Source organism: Pseudomonas sp. JL27(2026) (genome assembly GCF_056933555.1).
This window is the reverse complement of sequence record NZ_CM167794.1, coordinates 4,954,452-4,972,610: the sequence shown is the minus strand read 5'-3', so window position 1 is coordinate 4,972,610 and position 18,159 is coordinate 4,954,452. Positions and strand designations below refer to the sequence as shown.

Annotated in this window: 19 protein-coding genes and 1 pseudogene; 12 read left to right on the top strand and 8 right to left on the bottom strand. The window is 61.7% G+C overall.

All coding sequences use genetic code 11. From position 1 onward, the window contains the following. Window positions 1-53 precede the first annotated feature (53 nt). Window positions 54-1,472: a short-chain fatty acid transporter gene (locus tag AC1Z1G_RS22630; RefSeq protein ID WP_483622545.1), complete on the bottom strand. Its 1,419-nt coding sequence runs from the start codon at window positions 1,470-1,472 to the stop codon at window positions 54-56. 112 nt (window positions 1,473-1,584) lie between these two features. On the opposite strand from AC1Z1G_RS22630, the gene AC1Z1G_RS22625 reads away from it, so the two are divergent. Both AC1Z1G_RS22625 and AC1Z1G_RS22620 read left to right on the top strand, forming a co-directional pair. Next, on the top strand, window positions 1,585-1,818 hold the full coding sequence (locus AC1Z1G_RS22625) for a helix-hairpin-helix domain-containing protein (protein ID WP_483622544.1): 234 nt from the start codon (window positions 1,585-1,587) through the stop codon (window positions 1,816-1,818). A 16-nt stretch (window positions 1,819-1,834) separates the two neighbouring features. Beyond that, complete coding sequence (locus AC1Z1G_RS22620) at window positions 1,835-3,235, top strand: aminotransferase-like domain-containing protein (protein WP_483622543.1); 1,401 nt, start codon at window positions 1,835-1,837, stop codon at window positions 3,233-3,235. Here the strand turns inward: AC1Z1G_RS22620 and panB are convergent. After that, the gene (gene panB / locus AC1Z1G_RS22615) at window positions 3,220-4,038 is read right to left on the bottom strand and encodes a 3-methyl-2-oxobutanoate hydroxymethyltransferase (RefSeq protein WP_483622542.1); all 819 of its coding nucleotides are present in this window, start codon (window positions 4,036-4,038) and stop codon (window positions 3,220-3,222) included. The genes AC1Z1G_RS22620 and panB overlap by 16 nt on opposite strands. A gap of 178 nt (window positions 4,039-4,216) precedes the next feature. Between panB and AC1Z1G_RS22610 the strand changes: the two genes are divergently transcribed. Beyond that, window positions 4,217-5,530 carry an MFS transporter gene (locus AC1Z1G_RS22610; RefSeq protein WP_483622541.1) on the top strand — a complete coding sequence of 438 codons (1,314 nt, stop codon included), beginning with the start codon at window positions 4,217-4,219 and terminating at the stop codon, window positions 5,528-5,530. 70 nt (window positions 5,531-5,600) lie between these two features. Here the strand turns inward: AC1Z1G_RS22610 and AC1Z1G_RS22605 are convergent, their stop codons facing one another. After that, window positions 5,601-6,083 (bottom strand): RidA family protein, encoded by a 483-nt coding sequence (locus AC1Z1G_RS22605; protein ID WP_483622540.1) that lies wholly within the window; start codon window positions 6,081-6,083, stop codon window positions 5,601-5,603. Between the two features lie 84 nt (window positions 6,084-6,167). On the opposite strand from AC1Z1G_RS22605, the pseudogene AC1Z1G_RS22600 reads away from it, so the two are divergent. Together AC1Z1G_RS22600 and AC1Z1G_RS22595 are read left to right on the top strand one after the other, a co-directional pair. Further along, window positions 6,168-7,073, top strand: a pseudogene (locus AC1Z1G_RS22600) (PAS domain-containing protein); the annotation flags it as partial. A 108-nt stretch (window positions 7,074-7,181) separates the two neighbouring features. Continuing rightward, window positions 7,182-7,613, top strand: a complete 432-nt coding sequence (locus tag AC1Z1G_RS22595) for a methyl-accepting chemotaxis protein (RefSeq protein ID WP_483627970.1) — start codon at window positions 7,182-7,184, stop codon at window positions 7,611-7,613. Window positions 7,614-7,682: 69 nt separating this feature from the next. Here AC1Z1G_RS22595 and AC1Z1G_RS22590 read toward each other — a convergent pair whose 3' ends face one another. From AC1Z1G_RS22590 to AC1Z1G_RS22580, 3 genes are all read right to left on the bottom strand, one after another. After that, window positions 7,683-8,228: a GNAT family N-acetyltransferase gene (locus AC1Z1G_RS22590; protein WP_483622539.1), complete on the bottom strand. Its 546-nt coding sequence runs from the start codon at window positions 8,226-8,228 to the stop codon at window positions 7,683-7,685. Between the two features lie 16 nt (window positions 8,229-8,244). After that, window positions 8,245-8,637, bottom strand: a complete 393-nt coding sequence (locus AC1Z1G_RS22585; RefSeq protein WP_483622538.1) for a hypothetical protein — start codon at window positions 8,635-8,637, stop codon at window positions 8,245-8,247. Window positions 8,638-8,731: 94 nt separating this feature from the next. Further along, a complete protein-coding gene (locus AC1Z1G_RS22580) occupies window positions 8,732-9,616 on the bottom strand; it encodes a LysR family transcriptional regulator (RefSeq protein ID WP_483622537.1) in 885 nt (294 codons plus the stop codon). 127 nt (window positions 9,617-9,743) lie between these two features. On the opposite strand from AC1Z1G_RS22580, the gene AC1Z1G_RS22575 reads away from it, so the two are divergent. Next, the gene (locus AC1Z1G_RS22575) at window positions 9,744-11,114 is read left to right on the top strand and encodes an MFS transporter (protein WP_483627968.1); all 1,371 of its coding nucleotides are present in this window, start codon (window positions 9,744-9,746) and stop codon (window positions 11,112-11,114) included. Window positions 11,115-11,250: 136 nt separating this feature from the next. On the opposite strand, the gene AC1Z1G_RS22570 is transcribed toward AC1Z1G_RS22575, so the two are convergent. Further along, entirely contained in the window at window positions 11,251-11,619 is a 369-nt protein-coding gene (locus tag AC1Z1G_RS22570; protein WP_483622536.1) for a cupin domain-containing protein, read from the bottom strand. Window positions 11,620-11,696: 77 nt separating this feature from the next. After that, a complete protein-coding gene (locus tag AC1Z1G_RS22565; protein ID WP_483622535.1) occupies window positions 11,697-12,506 on the bottom strand; it encodes an AraC family transcriptional regulator in 810 nt (269 codons plus the stop codon). A 159-nt stretch (window positions 12,507-12,665) separates the two neighbouring features. Between AC1Z1G_RS22565 and AC1Z1G_RS22560 the strand changes: the two genes are divergently transcribed. From AC1Z1G_RS22560 to AC1Z1G_RS22535, 6 genes are all read left to right on the top strand, one after another. Further along, window positions 12,666-13,217, top strand: a complete 552-nt coding sequence (locus AC1Z1G_RS22560) for a DUF2975 domain-containing protein (RefSeq protein WP_483622534.1) — start codon at window positions 12,666-12,668, stop codon at window positions 13,215-13,217. Between the two features lie 7 nt (window positions 13,218-13,224). Next, on the top strand, window positions 13,225-13,437 hold the full coding sequence (locus AC1Z1G_RS22555; protein ID WP_347902015.1) for a helix-turn-helix domain-containing protein: 213 nt from the start codon (window positions 13,225-13,227) through the stop codon (window positions 13,435-13,437). A gap of 132 nt (window positions 13,438-13,569) precedes the next feature. Then, window positions 13,570-14,058, top strand: coding sequence for a GNAT family N-acetyltransferase (locus tag AC1Z1G_RS22550; protein WP_483627966.1), 489 nt, complete (start codon window positions 13,570-13,572; stop codon window positions 14,056-14,058). A gap of 67 nt (window positions 14,059-14,125) precedes the next feature. Beyond that, window positions 14,126-14,479 (top strand): gamma-glutamylcyclotransferase family protein, encoded by a 354-nt coding sequence (locus tag AC1Z1G_RS22545; protein WP_483622533.1) that lies wholly within the window; start codon window positions 14,126-14,128, stop codon window positions 14,477-14,479. Between the two features lie 218 nt (window positions 14,480-14,697). Further along, a complete protein-coding gene (locus AC1Z1G_RS22540) occupies window positions 14,698-17,271 on the top strand; it encodes an autotransporter family protein (protein WP_483622532.1) in 2,574 nt (857 codons plus the stop codon). After that, window positions 17,271-18,140, top strand: a complete 870-nt coding sequence (locus AC1Z1G_RS22535; protein WP_483622531.1) for an alpha/beta hydrolase — start codon at window positions 17,271-17,273, stop codon at window positions 18,138-18,140. The genes AC1Z1G_RS22540 and AC1Z1G_RS22535 overlap by 1 nt, the downstream gene beginning before the upstream one ends. Window positions 18,141-18,159 lie beyond the last annotated feature (19 nt).

Genomic DNA, 18,159 nt, shown 5'->3' with positions numbered 1-18,159 from the left:
CCTGGCAGCGAAATATGACGGCAAGGTTACACGCGGGTTTCACTCCCGCTGATTTAGGGCATCACCGGCGCCGCATACTTGAGCGTTGTTCCCAGCGCCCACAGCAGCACCAGCACCAGCGGCGTGTGCACCAGCAGTTGCACAAAGGAGAACCCGATCAGGTCCCGCGCCTTAAGGCCCAGTACACCCAGCAGCGGCAGCATGTAGAACGGGTTGATCAGGTTCGGCAGGGCTTCGGCGGCGTTGTAGATCTGCACCGCCCAGCCCAGGTGATAGTTGAGGTCGTTGGCGACTTGCATCACGTACGGCGCTTCGATGATCCACTTGCCGCCGCCCGACGGAATGAAGAAGCCCAGCACCGCCGAGTACACCCCCATCAACACCGCGTAGGTATCGTGGGAGGCGATGCTGACGAAAAACGTCGAGATGTGGTGCGCCAGGGTCTGGCCGTCGGTGCCTTTGACCACGGTCATCAGTGCCGCGATGGAGCCATACAGCGGGAACTGGATCAGCACCCCCGTGGTGGTCGGCACGGCGCGCGTCACCGCATCCAGGAAGCTACGCGGGCGCCAGTGCAGCAAGGCGCCGAGCATCAGGAACAGAAAGTTGTAGGTGTTCAGGCCCGATATCGCACTGATCGCCGGTTTGCTCGAGAACTCATGAAACAACCACCCGGCGGCCAACAGCACCAACGCGAGGGTCAGAATCGGGCTGTGTTCCAACCATTCCCCAGGGCGGGTACGGGGCGCTGGCGCCGGCAGGTTGAAGCTGGGGTCGATGCCGCAGGCCTTGGCATCACGGGCGGAGTTCGGCCCGGGCGCGGTGGCGTAGGCGATGATCAGCGACACCACGATCAGCGCCAGCAGCAGCACGCCGGACTGCCACAGGAAAATTGTCTGGGTAAAGGGAATCACCCCGGTGATCGACAGGATCGACGGCGGCAAACTGGCCGGGTTGGCCTGCAACTGTGCAGCCGACGACGACAGCCCCAGCGCCCAGACCGCACCGAGCCCCAGGTACGCGGCGGCACCGGCGGCGCGGTAATCCATGCGCAAATCGGTACGGCGGGCCAGCGCCCGCACCAGCAAGCCGCCGAACACCAGCGACAGGCCCCAGTTCAACAGCGACGCGACCATGGAAATCAGCGCGACCCAGGCCACGGCCGAGCGGCCGTTTTTCGGGATACGTGCCAAACGGTCGATCAGCTTCACGGCCGGTGGCGAGCTGGCGACCACATAGCCGCCGATGACCACGAAGGCCATTTGCATGGTGAAGGGGATCAGGCTCCAGAATCCGTCGCCAAAGGCCATCGCCGCGTCGGTGGGTTTGGCGCCCATGGCCATTGTCGCCACGGCGACGATGATCACCGCGAGGGCGGCGAACACCCAGGAGTCGGGAAACCAGCGTTCGGCAAAGTTTGAACAGCGCAGGGCAAAACGTGCAGAGCGGCTATCTTCGATATCAGCGGCCACGGGGAAACCTCGAATTTTTATGTTTATTGTGAGGGCGGTCGCAGCGTCAGGCGCCGACCGCGAACTGTGCAAGAATGCGGCAATTGGCAATCACTGAAAAGGACTGACGCGCATGCCATTCCCCGAAACAGAGCGCTCGGCGCTGCTTGAGCTCAAGGGCGTAGGGCCGACGGTGGTCGCTCGTCTTGAGCAACTGGGTTTCGAATCCCTGGCACAACTGGCCACCGCCGATGCACTGGAAATTGTCAGCGCGGCGTCGGCCGTGGTTGGCTCGACGTGCTGGAAAAACAGCCCGCAGGCGCGCTCGGCGATTCAAGCGGTCATTGCCTTGGCCAAGGCCCGCTGAGAGGGAGTTTCGATCTTTGCACAAGCCTTCGGTCTTTGCTTATCAGGGCGTGTATCGCTACCTCGTCGAGTTGATCGACAGTGGTCCGCGTCAGCAGGAGCAAAAGCTCCCGTCGTTGCGTCAGTTGGCGTTGCGCCTGAATGTTTCGGTATCGACCACCAAATACGCCTACGCCTTGCTTGAAGACGAGGGGCGGGTTCATGCCCGGCCCAAGCTGGGTTACTTCACGCGAGCAATGCCGGCGCTGCCTCCGGGGGAGGGCATCGTCAACCTGGTCGACAATGTCTACACCCGTACGCGCCAACCGGGGATGCTGGCGCTGAGTAGCGATGCGCCGGCGATGTTGCTGTCGCTGGAGCAGCCACTGTTGATGGTCGAGCGCGAACTGGCGCGTCGGTACCCACGCACCGCCATTCCGCTGTATCAACCGTTTGGCGAGGATGAACTGCGGCGGGCGTTGGCCGAGCGCTATACCCGTTCCGCCGATCACACCTGGCAGGCTGAGCAGGTGTACATCGGCGCGGACCTGCGCAGTGTGTTCGAGTTGTCGTTGCAGGCCTTGGACCTGGCCGGCAGCGCGGCACTGGTGGAGTCGCCGTGTTCCTGGGCGGTGTTGCGCCAGTTGCAGGCGGCGAACCTGAGGGTGATCGAAATGCCGCTGGGCCTCGATGGCCGTTTTGACCTCCAGCGCCTGCACGATGTGCTGAACCGTGAGCCGGTACGTTTGGCGGTGTTCTCGTCAGGCGTAAGCCTGCCCCACGGCAGCCTCATGCCTGTCTCGGACAAACAACAGGTGTGCGACTGGCTGAGCGAGCGCGGTGTGTGGCTGTTGGAGAACGACATCTATGGCGAGTTCAGCTTCGCGCCTATATCTGCGCGTTACCGTGATGTGGCCGACCCCGAGCGGTTGTTGGTGTTTTCCAGCGCCGACAAGATCATCGGTGCCGAGGCGCCTTTTGGTTATGTGTTGGCGCGTGGGCTGAGGGCGCCCTTGCAGCGGCAATTTCTCGAACGGGCGAGCCGGTTGTCACCGATGCGCCAGAAAGCCGTTGCCCGGTTGTTCAGCACCGGGCGCATCGACACGCATCTGCAACGGCTGCGCGGTCAGTTACAGGTGTGCATGCAGCGGATGAACCGCCTGCTGGAGGAACACACGGCTGGCCAATTGCGGGTGCAGCCCCCGGCCGGTGGCGCGACCTTTTGGGCCGAGGCCATGCACCCGGTGAATATGCGTCGGGTCTACAAGCGGTTGCTGGCCAAGGGCATTGTGATTGTCCCCGGTGAAATATTCAGCCAGCAGGGGCTTTGGCACCAGCACCTGCGCCTGAGCTACACCCTCGACTGGAGCCGGGACATCGCCCAGGCACTGAAACACCTCGGCGAAGCCCTCGAGCACGAGCGTCAGTTGACCCCGTAACAGTGGCGCAACTCAGGGAAGCTGCCGTCCCGCACTTCGCTGGCATAACATTCAAAGGCCTGGCTGAGCAGGGCGCCGGCATCCACGTACTGTTTGACGAAACGCGGCGGCTGCGCGCCGCCCAGTCCCAGCAAATCCTCGGTGACCAACACCTGGCCGTCGCAGGCCGGGGAGGCGCCAATGCCGATGGTCGGCATCGGTGAGAAATCGCTGATGCGCCGGGCCAGCGGTTCGGCCACGCCCTCAAGCACCAGGCTGAAGGCCCCGGCCGCCAGGTGCGCGCGGGCGTCGTCCTCGATGGCTTGCGCGGTGTGGTCGTTCATCCCCTGGGCCTTGAACCCGCCCATGGCGTTGACGTACTGGGGCATCAGGCCAATGTGGGCCATCACCGGAATACCCCGTTGCACCAGAAACTCCACGGTGTCGGCCAGCGCTTTGCCGCCCTCAAGCTTGACCGCATCGCAGCCGGTTCGGGCCAGCATTTGGGCGCAATTGCGGTAGGCCTGTTGTGGCGACTCTTGATAAGTGCCGAACGGCATATCGGCGATCACACAGGCCAGGCGCGTGCTGCTGACCACGGCGCGGGTGTGGCCGATGATTTCTTCCATGCTCATGTCCAGGGTCGAGCTACGACCATAACCGACCATGGCGGTGGAATCGCCGATCAGGATGAAGTCCACGAACGGGTCCATCAGCCGGGCCATGTGGCTGGTATAGGCCGTCAGGGAGACGATTTTCTGCTGGCCTTTCATAGCGACCAGTTGTGGAACGGTCAGGCGACGGGTTCGGGTGTGCAGGCTCATGGCGACTTTCCTTGGGGCAGACTGGGGGTGGAAAGTGCCCGATTATTGGCGTCGCCGAGATGAATTCAATGTACAGATATTGCCTAAAAACCAACCCAGCACTCGGTTCGGGTTGTTCCCGATGGCGTTTGCGTAGACCATTGGCGCCTTGGTTTTTGCCCATTTCAGAGGTCGATTCATGACTGTCACCCCTGCTGCGCGACCGGCACCGTTTTCCCGGTCCGACTACAAGACCCTCGGTCTGGCGGCGCTGGGTGGGGCGCTGGAAATCTACGACTTCATCATTTTCGTATTTTTCGCCCTGACCCTCAGCCAGTTGTTCTTCCCGCCGGAAATGCCCGAGTGGTTGCGGCTGCTGCAAAGTTTCGGGATTTTCGTGACCGGTTACCTGGCGCGGCCGCTGGGCGGAATCCTGATGGCGCACTTCGCCGACCGGATGGGGCGCAAGAAAGTGTTCAGCCTGAGCATCCTGATGATGGCGTTGCCGTGCCTGCTGATCGGGATCATGCCGACCTACGCCCAGATCGGTTACTTCGCCCCGTTGCTGCTGTTGGCATTGCGGGTGCTGCAAGGCGCGGCGGTGGGCGGCGAAGTGCCGAGTGCCTGGGTGTTCGTGGCCGAGCACGCGCCGACCGGGCATCGCGGTTATGCCCTGGGCTTTTTGCAGGCCGGGCTGACCTTCGGCTACTTGATCGGTGCCTTGACGGCGAGCCTGCTGGCGCAACTCTTCAGCCCGGCGGAAATCCTTGATTACGCCTGGCGTTACCCGTTCCTGCTGGGCGGGGTGTTCGGGGTGATCGGTGTCTGGCTGCGACGCTGGTTGAGCGAAACCCCGGTGTTCATGGCGTTACAGGCCCGGCGCGAACAGGACGTCGAACTGCCGCTGCGCACGGTGTTGCGTGAGCATCGGCTGGCGATGTGGCCGGCGATGCTCCTGACCTGCGTGCTGACGTCGGCGGTGGTGGTGTTTGTGGTCATTACCCCGACCATGATGCAGAAAACCTTCGGCATGACCGCCAGCCACACCTTTGCCTTGAGCAGCCTGGGCATTGTGTTCCTGAACATCGGCTGCGTGATTGCCGGTCTGATCGTCGACCGTATCGGTGCCTGGCGCACAGTGATGCTCTACAGCCTGCTGCTGCCGCTGGGCATCGGCGCGCTTTACACCTGCCTGATTGCCGGGGGCGACTGGACCGGCCTGGCGTACGCTGTGGCAGGGTTGGGTTGCGGCGTGGTCGGCGCGGTGCCATCGGTGATGGTTAACCTGTTTCCGGCGCGGATCCGTGTTTCGGGGATCTCCTTCACCTACAACATCGCTTACGCGGTGTGGGCGAGCATCACGCCGTTGCTGCTGATCGGCCTGATGCCGTGGAGCCCGTGGATCTGCGTGATGTTTTGCGCGGTGATGGGCGCGGTGGGCGTCGGCAGTGCGCTGTACTTCGGCGCGCGCATGCCGTTGGCGTGTGGCCGGGCGGCGGTCAGCGCGGCCTGAACCGTCATCGCTGCAAGCCTCGCTTCATCATGAAGCGAGGCGTTTTTTGGTCATCGGGCGCGCTTCGGGTTCATTCGGGGATCAGCGCGACAATCATGTCGACTTCCACCGAGGCGTTCTTGGGCAATTGATACACCCCCACCGACGTGCGCGTGTGCACGCCGACGTCGCCGAAAATGCTGTAGAGCACCTCTGACGCGCCGTCGGCGACTTCACTTTGCAGGGTGAAGTCGGCGGCGCTCTGGACGTAGACGTTGATCCGCAGAATCCGTTTGATCCGGTCAAGGTCACCCAGCATCTGCACGAGCACCGCCAGCGCCCGCATCGTGCAGATCTTAGCCGCGTGCCGGCCTTGCTCCAGCGATACCTCGGCACCGACCCGGCCGACCACCATCACGGTGTTGTCGATGCGCGGGATCTGTCCACTGACGTACACCTCATCGCCGTTTTGTACTGCCGGAACATAGTTGCCGCCGATCCGCAGCGGGCCATCGAAGCGGTGGCCGAGTTGTTGGGCGATGGTGTCGAAAAGCGCCTGGCGAGAGTGCTCCATGCTGTACTCCTGGGGGTAGCTGCGGACGTTGGGACATGGACTATAACCTGTCCCATACCCAGAAAACGCTCCGGTTTCACGGGGATGTTAAGGGTGTTTGGGGCCGCGCCAACTATTTTTGTAGGACAACCTCGAAACGCTCTTCAGAAATGTCCTGCAATGCCGATGGTTAGGCTCAATAAGCCCTCAACTTCTGCCCATCGGTACACCCCCATGTTCAACAAACGCTTGAAGCAGGAGCTGTCGGCTCTTCGCGAGGAACTCTCCAGCCTTCTGCAAGTGAAAGAAAGCCTGGAAAGCGAGATGCTCGTATTGACCCTCGACCCCGATGGCCGGATTCAATCGGTCAATCAGAACTTCACCCAGGAAATGCTCTACAAGAGTCACGACCTGATCGGCCGGGCTATCGAGGACCTTGTCCCGGCCCACGTCAAGGCTGACGATTTCCACCACCGCTTCACATCGGCGCTGACCCGTGGCGAGCACTTCGCTGGCGTGGTTCGCCTGTTGCGCGGGAATGGCGAAGAGGCGTGGCTGCGTTCGATCATGCAACCGGTGCGCAATTCCGAGGGGCGGATCAAGCACTTTTCGATTTTTTCCAGCGACTTGACCCGCACCATCGAAGCGTCCCGCGAACACGAGAACCTGATCGGTGCGCTGGTGCGTTCTACGGCGGTGATCGAGTTCGACCTCAACGGTAACGTGCTGACCGCCAATGACCGGTTTCTCGGCGGCATGGGCTACAGCCTGGCGCAGATCAAGGGCAAGCATCACCGTACGTTCTGTGAACCGCAGGAATACAACAGCCCCGAGTACGAGGCGTTCTGGAGACGCCTGAACGCCGGCGAGTTTGTGGCTGACCGCTTCAAGCGTGTCGACAGCCACGGGCGTGTGGTCTGGCTGGAGGCCTCGTACAACCCGGTGGTCGACGCCAACAACAAGCTCTACAAAGTGGTCAAGTTCGCTACGGTGATCACCGATCAGGTCAATCAGGAACAAGCGGTCGCCGAAGCCGCCAACATCGCTTACAGCACCTCGTTGCAGACTGACAGTTGCGCACAACGTGGCACGACCGTGGTCACTCAGGCTGTGGATGTGATGCGTGACCTGGCCCGGCACATGCAGACCGCAGGCGAAGGGATCGAGGCGCTCAACGAGCAATCGGTGGTAATCGGCACCATCGTCAAGACCATCAGCGGCATTGCCGAACAGACCAACCTGCTGGCGCTCAACGCCGCCATCGAAGCAGCCCGTGCCGGTGAGCAGGGGCGTGGGTTTGCGGTGGTGGCCGACGAAGTTCGGCAACTGGCCTCGCGGACCAGCCAGGCCACCGATGAAATTGTCGGTGTGGTCCGGCAGAACCAGGACATGGCGCGCAACGCCGTGGCACTGATGACCGATGGCAAGCTTCAGGCCGAGCAAGGCCTGGCGCTGGCGGCGGAAGCGGGCACGGTGATCGTCGAGATCCAGGACGGCGCGCAGAAAGTGGTCAACGCGGTAGGGCAATTTGCCAACCAGTTGTCGACGTAAGCCCTGAGCCGAGCCTGTGCCCGCTCGCGGGTGCGGGCGGGTTTGCAGGAGGGCGCGTCGGTTCAGGCGTCAGTTGAAGTCGGCCCGTAACAGTGACAACACCTGCAGATCCTGGTGTTGCCCTTGCCAGAAACCGGCTTCACGCAGGCGCCCTTCCTCTTCAAAACCCAGACGCTTGAGCAGCTTCAGGCAGGCCAGGTTGTCCGGGTGCACGGTGGCTTCCACGCGGTTGAGCTGCATCTGTGCAAAGCCCCACGCCAGTATCGCCGCCAGTGTTTCGTGCATCAGCCCTTGGCCCCAACCCGCGGGGGCGAGGGCGAAGCCCAGTGAGCAACTCTTCCAGGCGCGATTCCATTTGTACAGACCGACATTGCCGACAAGGCTTTCCTGGTGCTTGAACTGGAGGCCCCAGCGTGTGGCGGGGCTGGCGTGGGTCCGCCCCTCGGCGAAGGTATCGACCAGCGCCTGAGCCTCGGCCAGTTCGGTCATCGGGTCGATGCCAAACCACTTCATGGCCTGGGTGTCGCCATGCATCGCCAACAGGTCCGGGGCATCGCCTATGACGATTTCACGCAAGCGCAGGCGCTCGGTTTCCAGGGTGGGGAACGCTTCCATGCTGTGTCCTTATGGGTCAGTCGGGGTAACCGCCGAGGCGGGTTATGGTGAAGGCCAGGTGTTCGCCAATCAATGCCGGGTCGTTCGAGCACACCACGTCCTGGACCTGAATAATCCCGCATTCAACGATCACCGGGCACACGCCGAGCACTTTTCCATAGGCGCGATAGGCCCAGCCACCCAGCGATTGCAGGCCGATCCGCTGATCAGGATTGCCAGCGAATTGCGCGTCCCAGGACTCATCGTCCGCCAGTTCCGCCGAGAACCGGAACTCGAATGCATCGCCCGGTTTCGGCGCGGTATCAGCGCACACGCTGAACTCGTCCATCACGCAGAAGCGAACCCCGTCGATTTCAAGGAGCGCTTCAAGGTAAGGGCCTTGGGTGGAAACCAGCGTGGCGAGGGGCATGTCTTGGGCCTGTCGGGTGGGTGAAGCGTGATCGTCGTGCGTGTCGAGCCAGCCAATGTGCCGGACGCTCACTCAGGAGTATCGGTACAAACGATTACCAGCGAGCCTGCCCCAGTGCCTCGGTAAATGCCATCAGTTTGGGTGAATACTGGCGTGAGGGCGGATAGACCAGCGACAGTGCGCGGCTGCGTCCGGCGTAACCTTCCAGCAGTGGCACCAGCCGTCCTTCGGCGAGAGCGTCTTTCACCGCGAACTCCATCAGTTGGGCCACGCCGTAGCCGCCGAGCACGGCGTCCACCAGGGCATCGCCGATGTCGAAGATCAGGCGGCTGCCGACGCTCACGTCACGTACCTTGCCGTCGAGCATGAACTGCCAGTCCACCAGCCGTCCGCTGCGCAGGTTTCGCACGCTCAGGCAGTTGTGCTGTTGCAGGTCGTCCATGGTCAGCGGCGTACCGTACTTGGCGAGGTAGGCCGGGGAGGCGACAGTGACCCAGCGCAGGGCGTTCAGCGGACGGGCGATCAAGCGCTGGTCCTGAATCTCGCCGGTGCGCAGCACGGCGTCAAAGCCTTCGTCGACGATGTCCACCAGGCGGTCGGTCATCACCGCTTCGATGCACAGTTGGGGGTAACGCTGGGTCAGTTCGCCAATCACCGGCATCACCACGTTGCGCCCGAACAGCGACGGTGTGCTGATCTTCAGCAGGCCGGACGGCGTTGCGCGGCGGTCCAGCAGTTGCCGTTCGGCGTCGGCCAGCTCCAGGAGTAATGGCGCACTGCGTTCGTAAAGCACCTGGCCGTCCGGTGTCAGGCTGACGCTGCGGGTGTTGCGTTGCAGCAAGCGCACGCCCAACTCGCTTTCCAGGCGCGAGATGGCGCGCGACAGGCCGGATTGGGTCAAGCCAAGGTCCCCGGCTGCGCGGGTGAAGCTGCGGGTTTCAGCAACCCGTACCAGCAAGCGGAGGGCGTTTAGATCCATGATTAAAGTCATCACTGAAAGGCTTGGGTCGGTATTTATCATTTAATCGGCATCAAAGACACTGGCGCCTGTTCATTTCTGCACAGGACTCGCCGTGATGCCCATTGCTTCAAAACCTTCTGGCTGGATGCTGACGCTGCTGGCCACCGCCCAACTGATCATCGCGCTGGACGCGACCATCGTGTTTGTCGCCTTGCCGGAAATCGGCAGCCATCTGGGCTTCTCGGCCCAGCAGTTGCAGTGGGTGGTCAGTGCGTACAGCGTGGCATTCGGCGGGTTCCTGTTGCTCGGTGGCCGGGCGGCCGACTTGTTGGGCAAGCGCCGTTTGTACGTGCTTGGGCAGTCGTTGTACGCGTTGGCGTCGCTGGCTGGCGGGCTGGGTGGCAGTGCGTTGCTGCTGGTGTTGGCGCGAGCGGTTCAGGGTGTCGGCGGGGCGATGTTGTTCCCCGCGACGCTGGCGTTGATCAACACCCATTACCCTCAGGGACCGGCACGTAACCGCGCCTTCGCGGTGTGGAGCGCGGCGTCGGCGGCCGGGTTGGCGTTGGGGGCATTGCTGGGCGGGGTGCTCACGCAGTGGTGGGGCTGGGAGGCGGTGTTTCTGGTCAACGTGCCCCTGGCGGGTGCCTGTGCACTGGCGGCGCGGCGCTGGATTCCAGCGGATGGCGAGCGCGAACGCGGGCGCCATTTCGACCTCGGCGGCGCACTGACCGTCACCCTTGGCGGCACGTTGCTGGTGTTCTCCATCGTTCAAGGGCCGGAGTGGGGCTGGACCGCCCCGGCGACGCTTGGCTGCATGGGTTTGGCGCTGGCGCTGCTGGGCGTGTTTGCCTGGCTCGAACACCGTGGCCATGATCCGCTGATGCCGCTGCGATTGTTCGGCTATCGCGAGTTGCGCATGGCGATGGTGCTGACGGCGGTGTTCATGAGCAGCTTTGGCGTGCAGTACTACTTTCTGGCGCTGTACTATCAGCAGGTCTACGGCTACAGCGTGTTGCAGTCGGGCCTGGCGTTTTTGCCGGCGACGCTGTTGTGCACGCTCGGCATATGGCTGGCAGAATGTTCGCTGCCGCGTTTCGGATTGCGCGCCACGCTGGTCAGCGGCTTGCTTGCCGGCGCGGTGGGAATTGCCTGGGTGTACCTGGCGTTGCCTGGTGGTGCGGGTTTCTGGCCGTTGTTGCCGGGGATCGTCATCCTCAGTGTCGGCCAGGGCATGACCTGGACCGCCATGTGGGTCTCGGCCGGGCAGGGCATTGCGGCGGGTGAGCAGGGGGTGGCGGCCGGCATGGCCTCGACCAGTCAGCAGATCGGCGGCGCGCTCGGGCTGGCGCTGCTGGTGTCACTGGCTAACAGTGCCGCAGGGGCCTCCACCCAGGCCCATGGCATCGAACTGGCCTTGCTCGTCAGTGCGCTGATTGCGTTGTCGGGTGCGGTGCTGGCGTTACGTTTGCGCCGTGGCGCGCAGGCCGGGTTGGTAGCGGCGGGCGAACATGCTTGATGTTTGACGTTACCTGCCTCAGGTCGGCAGTGCCTGCCTGGCGCGGGTGATGCGTGCGGTTCCCCGGCAGGCGAGCATGTTGATCACCGGGCGCAGGTGTGGCTTTCTTCTGTCGGCCGGTATTTAACGGGCGGCATCAGATCCACAGGTCATTCTGCGCCGTACGCTCGCCCCCTTCGCTCCCGGTGTTGAGTACTCCCTTGGGTTCGATCAACAGCAGCCTGACTTCCTCTTCGGCAAACGGTTTGTGCTCGATCCCTTTGGGCACCACATACATTTCGCCTGCGTGCACCAGCACCTGTCCATCGCGAAAGTCGATACGCAACTGGCCTTCAAGGACGATAAAAGTTTCGTCGGTTTCGAGGTGTTCGTGCCAGATGAAATCCCCGAGCAGTTTCACCACTTTGAACTGGTAGTCGTTCATTTCAGCGATGACCCGAGGTGACCAGTGCTCGTGAATCAGCTCAAGTTTGTGACGCAAGTTCAGGCTCTGATACAGACTCATGGCGGCGCTCTCAAGGGTTGATCCAGGCGCCACGATAAGCCGGGGAGGTGCGGATATCTTGCACGATTGTGCGTGACTCAGCGCCGATGCATGCTCAGCCAGCGGGCGGGCGACAGGCCGTAGGTCTTGCCGAACTGGCGGGTCATGTGGCTTTGGTCGCTGAAACCGGCAATCAGCGCGGCGTTGGTCAATGACTGGCCCTGGATCAGCAGTGAACGCACCAGGTCCAGGCGCCGCATGCTCAGGTAGCGATAAGGGCTGGTGCCGAACAACAGGCGAAAATCGCGCGACAGGCTCCAGCGGTCACGTCCGCTATGGGCCGCCAGTTCATCCAGGGTCAGGGTGCGGTCGAGGGCGCTGTGGATGAATTCCCGCGCACGTTCGGCTGCCTGATAATCGAACCGCTGGCGATGGGACGTCACGCCAGACACGGCGTTCATCGCCTGGGCCAGGTCGAACAGCGCGTCCTGTTCTTCCAGGGGATCGAGCGGGTTGTCGAGGCTGCGCAGCAGCGCTTGGGTCGCGGCAAGCAAGCGTGGGTCTGCGGACAAGCCGGTCTTGATGAACGGCAACGGCTGGCCCCCCAGCATCTGCTGAATCAGCGCCGGTTCGATGTACATCATTCGGTATTGGAAACCGTCTTCGGTGCCGGCCTCGCCATCGTGTACTTCGTCCGGGTGCAGGACCATGGTCACGCCGGGCTGGCTGTGGCGCCAACCGCCGCGGTACTGAAAGCTCTGCACGCCGGCCAGGGTCCGGCCGATGGCGTAGGTGTCGTGACGGTGCAAGTCATAGCCGTGGCCTGAAAAGTACGCCTCGATACGCTGCACCCCGCCTGCGTCGGGCGCCCGGTGAAACCAGTCAGTGAGGATTTTCTGCTTGCCCATGCTGAGCCTTCGTTGCCGTGAGCGCGGTGGCAAATACGTTAACCCAGCCATTGGCGGCTGTCTGTGTTCGAATTTAAATAGTTGTATTGTGATAATTAATTATTGTTTTGCGATAATTATTTGGCTAGTGTGGCGTCACATTCATCCAGAGGGCTTCACATGACTTCCAATCGACTTGCTCAACTCAGCCAGCGCATGGCATCCGTCACCCTGCTGCTGATCGTTGCGATGCTGCTGCTCAATGCCGCGATGTGGCTGTTCCCTGGCCTGAGTACCGTTGGTGCGGGTTTTGCGTTGACCGAACGCCAGCTCCCGATCATTGCCGACCAAGCGTTGCTGTTTACGTGGTGGCAGGTGTTGGGCGGTATCGTGTTGTCGAGCGTGCCGTTACTCGCTCTGGCAGGTGGGCTTGGTCACTTGCGTCAGTTGTTTCAGGGCTACGCCAAAGGCGTGTATTTTTCCGCTGATTCAGCGCAGCACTTGGGCAAGGTCGGTCGGGCGGTGGCAATCTGGGTACTGCTGGATTTCGTTTGCGAACCGCTGCTCAGCATGTGGGTGACCCTGCACGCCCCTGCGGGTGAACACTTGATCACGATCAGTTTCACCCCGCCGACCTTCGTTGCACTGTTCCTGGCCGCCTGCATTTCGATCATTGCCCGCATCTTGGGTCAGGCCAGTGAAGTCGACTCAGAAAACCGCTCGTTCGTTTGAGATCGCCATGTCAATTGTCATACAGCTGGACGTGATGCTTGCATTGCGCAAAGTCAAATCCAAAGACCTCGCGGCAGCGATCGGTATCACTGAGGCCAATTTGTCCTTGCTCAAGCAGGGCAAGGTCAAAGGTTTGCGGCTTGCGACGCTGGACGCGATCTGTGCGTACTTGAACTGTCAGCCTGGCGACCTGTTGATTCATGTGCCCGAGGTCGAGTAAAACCTGATGGCGTCCTATTGTGGTGATGACGTTGGGGCCCAGTGTCGTCATCGTTGCGCAGCGGGCGGTCCATGGTTGGAAACACGAAGGGAGATGACACAAGGCATGAATACGGGATCAGTTGAACCGCAAATGGACGTGCGTTTTCGGGCCGTCAGTGAGCAGGACATCCCGCGCATCTGTAGCTTTGCGCGCAATGAGCAGGAGCTGTTTTTCTTCTTTCCCGCCGCGACCTGGCCGCTGACCGGGGCGCAGTTGCGGGATTCGATTGCCCAGCGCTCGGACTCGACCGTCATCGAGCTCGATGGCGTCGTCGCCGGTTTCGCCAACTTCATGCGCTGGGAAGACCAGGGCACGTGCACCATCGGCAATGTCATCGTCGACCCGCAACTGCGCGGCGCCGGCATGGCCGGGAAACTCGTCCGGCACATGATCGCCACTGCCCGAGGCAAGCACCGGGCAAGCGAGGTCACGCTGTCGTGTTTCAACACCAATATTGCCGGGTTGTTGCTCTATCCCCGGCTGGGTTTCACGCCCTATGCAATCGACGAGTACGCCGGCAAACAGGGTGAACGACTGGCGCTGATTCGTCTGCGGTTGACTCAGGACCCAGGTCTTTAACCGTTTTACGTCACAGGAGCGCGGTTGATTGGCCGCGCATCTGTCTGCATTTTTCAAGGATTTACCGATGACCGATTCAAGCAACGCGCAGGTGTATCTTTTTTCCTATGGCACCTTGCAGGACAAAGCCGTGCAACTGGCCAACTTCGGCCGCGAGCTGAGCGGCAGCGCCGACGCCATGCTGGGCTACGAGCAATCCTGGGTCGAGATCACCGACCCCGACGTGCTGGCCACCAGCGGCAAGACCCATCACCCGATCCTGCGCCCCGGTAGTGCGGCCAGCGCGCCGATCCCCGGGATGGTGTTCCTGATCACCGCGCAGGAGCTGGCCGCCGCCGACAGCTATGAAGTGTCGGATTACAAGCGGGTCAGCGTGGTACTGGCCTCGGGGATCGAGGCGTGGGTGTATGTGAGCGTTTGAGTCAGTGGGCGGATGTGTGATCTCTCCGAGCCCGACCATGGGCTCGGTGGTTCTGTCATGGCGTCAATAAGATGATGTCAATTTGATGACAAGTCCTTTAAGATCGCCGCGCTTTTGATGGGTGGCACTTGGCTATCATTTTTTGATGTGTAAGGGTGTTGCGTGAGCGTCACGCACGGAAGCGTCTGGATTTTTCTGTAGTTGTTAAGGATGAAGACGTGACGCCAGCTCTCTTTCGCAAGACCCTGCTCTCCCTCGCCATTGCCACCACGGCCAGCACCGCCCTGCCAGTGTGCGCGCAGACGCTGCAACTGACCGACGCCGGCCTGAGCTCGGTATTGCAAACCTACACCGATACCGTTGAAGTCAACGGTACGTTCACCAGCGCCAACAGCGATCTGGATGCCGTCGCCTTCAATGGCTCGACCTTCCAGAAAGACCTGATCCTCAACGCCACCATCGACGCCAAGGGCAACTTCGCCGATGGCGTGGACATGGACCAGGCCGACTCGAACGGCCAACTCAATACCGTTACCGGCAACCTGATCAACAAGGGCAGCATCTCGGCCATTGGCGGCGGCGCCACCGCGCTGCTGATCGACCCGGTTGTGGTCGGCGGCAATGTGATCAACGAAGGCAGCCTGATCGCCAAGGGCGAGCCGATCCAGGACGGTAAGGACCTCGATGTCGCCCGTGCGCTGGAAGTCTCCGGTTCGTCGGTCATCAGTGGCGACCTGGTTAACGCCGCCACTGGCAAGATCATCGCTGAGGGCACGGGTGCCAAAGGCATCTTGCTGATGGGTGGCGAGATCAAAGGCAAAGTGATCAACAACGGCTTGATCCAGGTGACGGGCAAAGATGCAACTGCGCTGGATCTAACATCGAACGAGAAGATCAGCTACAACAATCTTGCGAAAATTGGTGGTTTCGAAAACCACGGCACGATCATTGCCAAGGGCGATGATGCCTCGGGCCTGAAGATTGATGGTGCTTACTTCACGGGCGATACTCCGCAGATCATCAACACCGGGGTGATTCAGGCCGATGATGCCGCAATTGCCATTAACGGTTTCCAATCGGAAAGGATCACGCTGAACATCGTCAACAGCGGCACCATCATCTCCAAGGATGAAGCTATCGATGCCTCTGATGTTCGAGCTCAGATTTACCTGACAATGAAGGACGGCAGCAAAATCACCGGCAACCTGATTGGTCTGGATGGCGCCACTGTCTATGGTCATGCAGTGTTCAATGGCACTGACTCAACCGTTGATGGTGCCAACATCAAAATGCTCGATGGGCGTGGCTGGGTAGACGTTGGTCTGGACATCAATGAAGGTATGCCGGTGGAGGTTGGGCATCTGGAACTCGGTCAGCCTCACACCAGCCTCATTGGCAGCATCGGATTTACAGAAGGTTCGTCTCTGGATCTGAATCTCAGCCGCGCAACGGACCCGAACAAGGCAGTATTGTCAGTCAGTGAAATTGCTCATTTTGACCACGGTTCGCAAATCCGCCTTGCCGCCCAAAGCCAGGATTTCAATCCGCAAGGCACCAGCTACAAGCTGATTCAGGCAAATGAGCTGGAAGACGAAGGTGTAAGCGTCGTCAGCACCTCGGCCTTGCTCAACGTCGACACGTTCACCGTGCGAGACAACCAGATATTCGCCAAGGTAAGCGGTAAAGGTGAAGTCGAAGTCAACGACATCATTGTCAGCCACGGCGCCAACCGCAACACCCAGCAAGCGCTGTCGAGCTTCAGCCGTGACGCGGTCATGAGCAAGCTCAAGGGCGACGACGCGGTGTTCCAGGCATTCGCCAACGCCAGCGAAGCGCAACTGGCCGAACTGGCCAAACAGCTGACACCAGACGTGGACGGTGGCGCGACCCAAGCGGCCACCACCAGCCAGACCCTGATCAGCAACGTCACCGGCAATCGTACGGCGGGCGTGCGCGGTCAGTCGTCGGGTGAAGCCTTCAAGGACACCGGTGTCTGGGTGCAGAGCCTTTACAGCGATGCCACGCAGGACCTGCGTGACGGCGTAGCCGGTTACAACGCTTACAGCCGCGGTGTGGCGGTGGGTGCCGATGGCAAGCTGAACGAGAACGTGACCCTGGGTCTGGCGTACAGCTTCCTGAACACCGACGTCAACGGCAAGACCGGCAACAAGACAGCCGTCGACTCCCAGGCGTTCACCCTGTACGGCGGCTTCGAGCAGGGCAACTACTTCGTCGATGGCAGCCTGACCTACGGCAAGAACGACAACGAAAGCAAACGTCGCATTGCCGGCACCACCGCCAAGGGCGATTACGACAGCAACCTGCTGGGTCTGAACCTGGTCGGCGGCTACACCTATCACCTGAACGATGAAGTGCTGATCGAGCCGCGTGTGGCGGCCCGTTACACCCTGGTCGACATCGACGGCTACCGCGAGAAGGGTTCTTCGGCGGCGCTGAAAATCGATGACCAGCGTTATGAAGCACTGGAACTGGGCGCCGGTCTGCGGGTTGCCGGTAATTATCCGCTGGGCCAGGGCACACTCGTGCCGCAAGCCAAGTTGATGGCGTACCACGACTTCGCGGCGGACAAAGCGTCCAGCACGTCGACCTTCGTGGTCGGTGATACCCCGTTCGTCACCAGCGGTGCCAAGGCTGCGCGTAACAGTTACGAAGCCGGTGTGGGCACCGATTATCGCCTGGGTGCGGTGACTCTGGGCCTGAACTACGACTACGTCGGCAAGTCGGGCTTCGATGCGGACACCTTCACCGCCAAAGTGCGTTACGACTTCTGATGAAGTCCACAACCTTCGGCCCGCGCTCGCGGGCTGGACGTTGGCTGCCACGCGCGGCGCTGTTGATCAGCGCCGCGTTGAGCGGTTGTCAGTCGCCGCAGCAGGCGTTGCAGGCATTGGCCGCAAGCCACGGCCAGCGACTGGAGATCATTTCCACGCAAGCATTCCCCCTGGCCCTGAGCGTTTCGCTACAGCGCCTTGATTCACCCCGAATTCGTATTTACCTGGAAGGCGATGGCCGTGCCTGGGCGACGTCCAGCCAGCCGAGCCTCGACCCGAGCCCGCGTCACCTGTTGATGGCCGAGATGGCGTTCAGCGACCCGACGCCCAGCCTCTATCTGGCCCGTCCTTGCCAGTTCGTCAGCGCACCTGCGTGCCGCCCCGTGCTGTGGACCGACCGGCGCTTCTCGCCTGAGGTGCTGGACAGCCTCGATCAGGCCCTGAGCCAGATCAAGGCGCGTTTCGGCAATCAGGACTTCGAACTGATCGGCTATTCCGGTGGCGCGGCCCTGGCGCTGTTGCTGGCGGCTCGCCGCGACGACATTGCCCAGGTGCAAACCCTGGCCGGCAACCTGAGCCCGCGGCAGTGGGCCGAGTTGCTGCGCCTCAGCCCGTTGCAGGGTTCGCTTGACCCACTGGACTATCGCGAGCGGCTGGCGCGGATACCACAGCGGCACATCGTCGGCCGCGACGACCCGATTGTTCCGCCGGCATTGCTCGACAGCTATCGACGAGCACTGGGCACGGCGACGTGCCTGGAGGCGGTGGTGGTGCCGGGCGTGACCCATGTCGAAGGTTTGGACAGCGCCTGGGCCACATGGCGAGAGCGGCCGATTCGCTGCGCAGAGACTGCAGCACCACAGCCATAAAAAAGGGCCTGCCTCACGG

Coding starts and splice junctions, on each gene's coding strand:
- AC1Z1G_RS22625 (WP_483622544.1), top strand. CDS start 1,585: ATGCCATTCCCCGAAACAGAGCGCTCGGCGCTGCTTGAGCTCAAGGGC.
- panB (WP_483622542.1), bottom strand. CDS start 4,038: ATGAGCCTGCACACCCGAACCCGTCGCCTGACCGTTCCACAACTGGTC.
- AC1Z1G_RS22610 (WP_483622541.1), top strand. CDS start 4,217: ATGACTGTCACCCCTGCTGCGCGACCGGCACCGTTTTCCCGGTCCGAC.
- AC1Z1G_RS22605 (WP_483622540.1), bottom strand. CDS start 6,083: ATGGAGCACTCTCGCCAGGCGCTTTTCGACACCATCGCCCAACAACTC.
- AC1Z1G_RS22595 (WP_483627970.1), top strand. CDS start 7,182: ATGCGTGACCTGGCCCGGCACATGCAGACCGCAGGCGAAGGGATCGAG.
- AC1Z1G_RS22590 (WP_483622539.1), bottom strand. CDS start 8,228: ATGGAAGCGTTCCCCACCCTGGAAACCGAGCGCCTGCGCTTGCGTGAA.
- AC1Z1G_RS22585 (WP_483622538.1), bottom strand. CDS start 8,637: ATGCCCCTCGCCACGCTGGTTTCCACCCAAGGCCCTTACCTTGAAGCG.
- AC1Z1G_RS22580 (WP_483622537.1), bottom strand. CDS start 9,616: ATGGATCTAAACGCCCTCCGCTTGCTGGTACGGGTTGCTGAAACCCGC.
- AC1Z1G_RS22575 (WP_483627968.1), top strand. CDS start 9,744: ATGCTGACGCTGCTGGCCACCGCCCAACTGATCATCGCGCTGGACGCG.
- AC1Z1G_RS22570 (WP_483622536.1), bottom strand. CDS start 11,619: ATGAGTCTGTATCAGAGCCTGAACTTGCGTCACAAACTTGAGCTGATT.
- AC1Z1G_RS22565 (WP_483622535.1), bottom strand. CDS start 12,506: ATGGGCAAGCAGAAAATCCTCACTGACTGGTTTCACCGGGCGCCCGAC.
- AC1Z1G_RS22560 (WP_483622534.1), top strand. CDS start 12,666: ATGACTTCCAATCGACTTGCTCAACTCAGCCAGCGCATGGCATCCGTC.
- AC1Z1G_RS22555 (WP_347902015.1), top strand. CDS start 13,225: ATGTCAATTGTCATACAGCTGGACGTGATGCTTGCATTGCGCAAAGTC.
- AC1Z1G_RS22550 (WP_483627966.1), top strand. CDS start 13,570: ATGGACGTGCGTTTTCGGGCCGTCAGTGAGCAGGACATCCCGCGCATC.
- AC1Z1G_RS22545 (WP_483622533.1), top strand. CDS start 14,126: ATGACCGATTCAAGCAACGCGCAGGTGTATCTTTTTTCCTATGGCACC.
- AC1Z1G_RS22535 (WP_483622531.1), top strand. CDS start 17,271: ATGAAGTCCACAACCTTCGGCCCGCGCTCGCGGGCTGGACGTTGGCTG.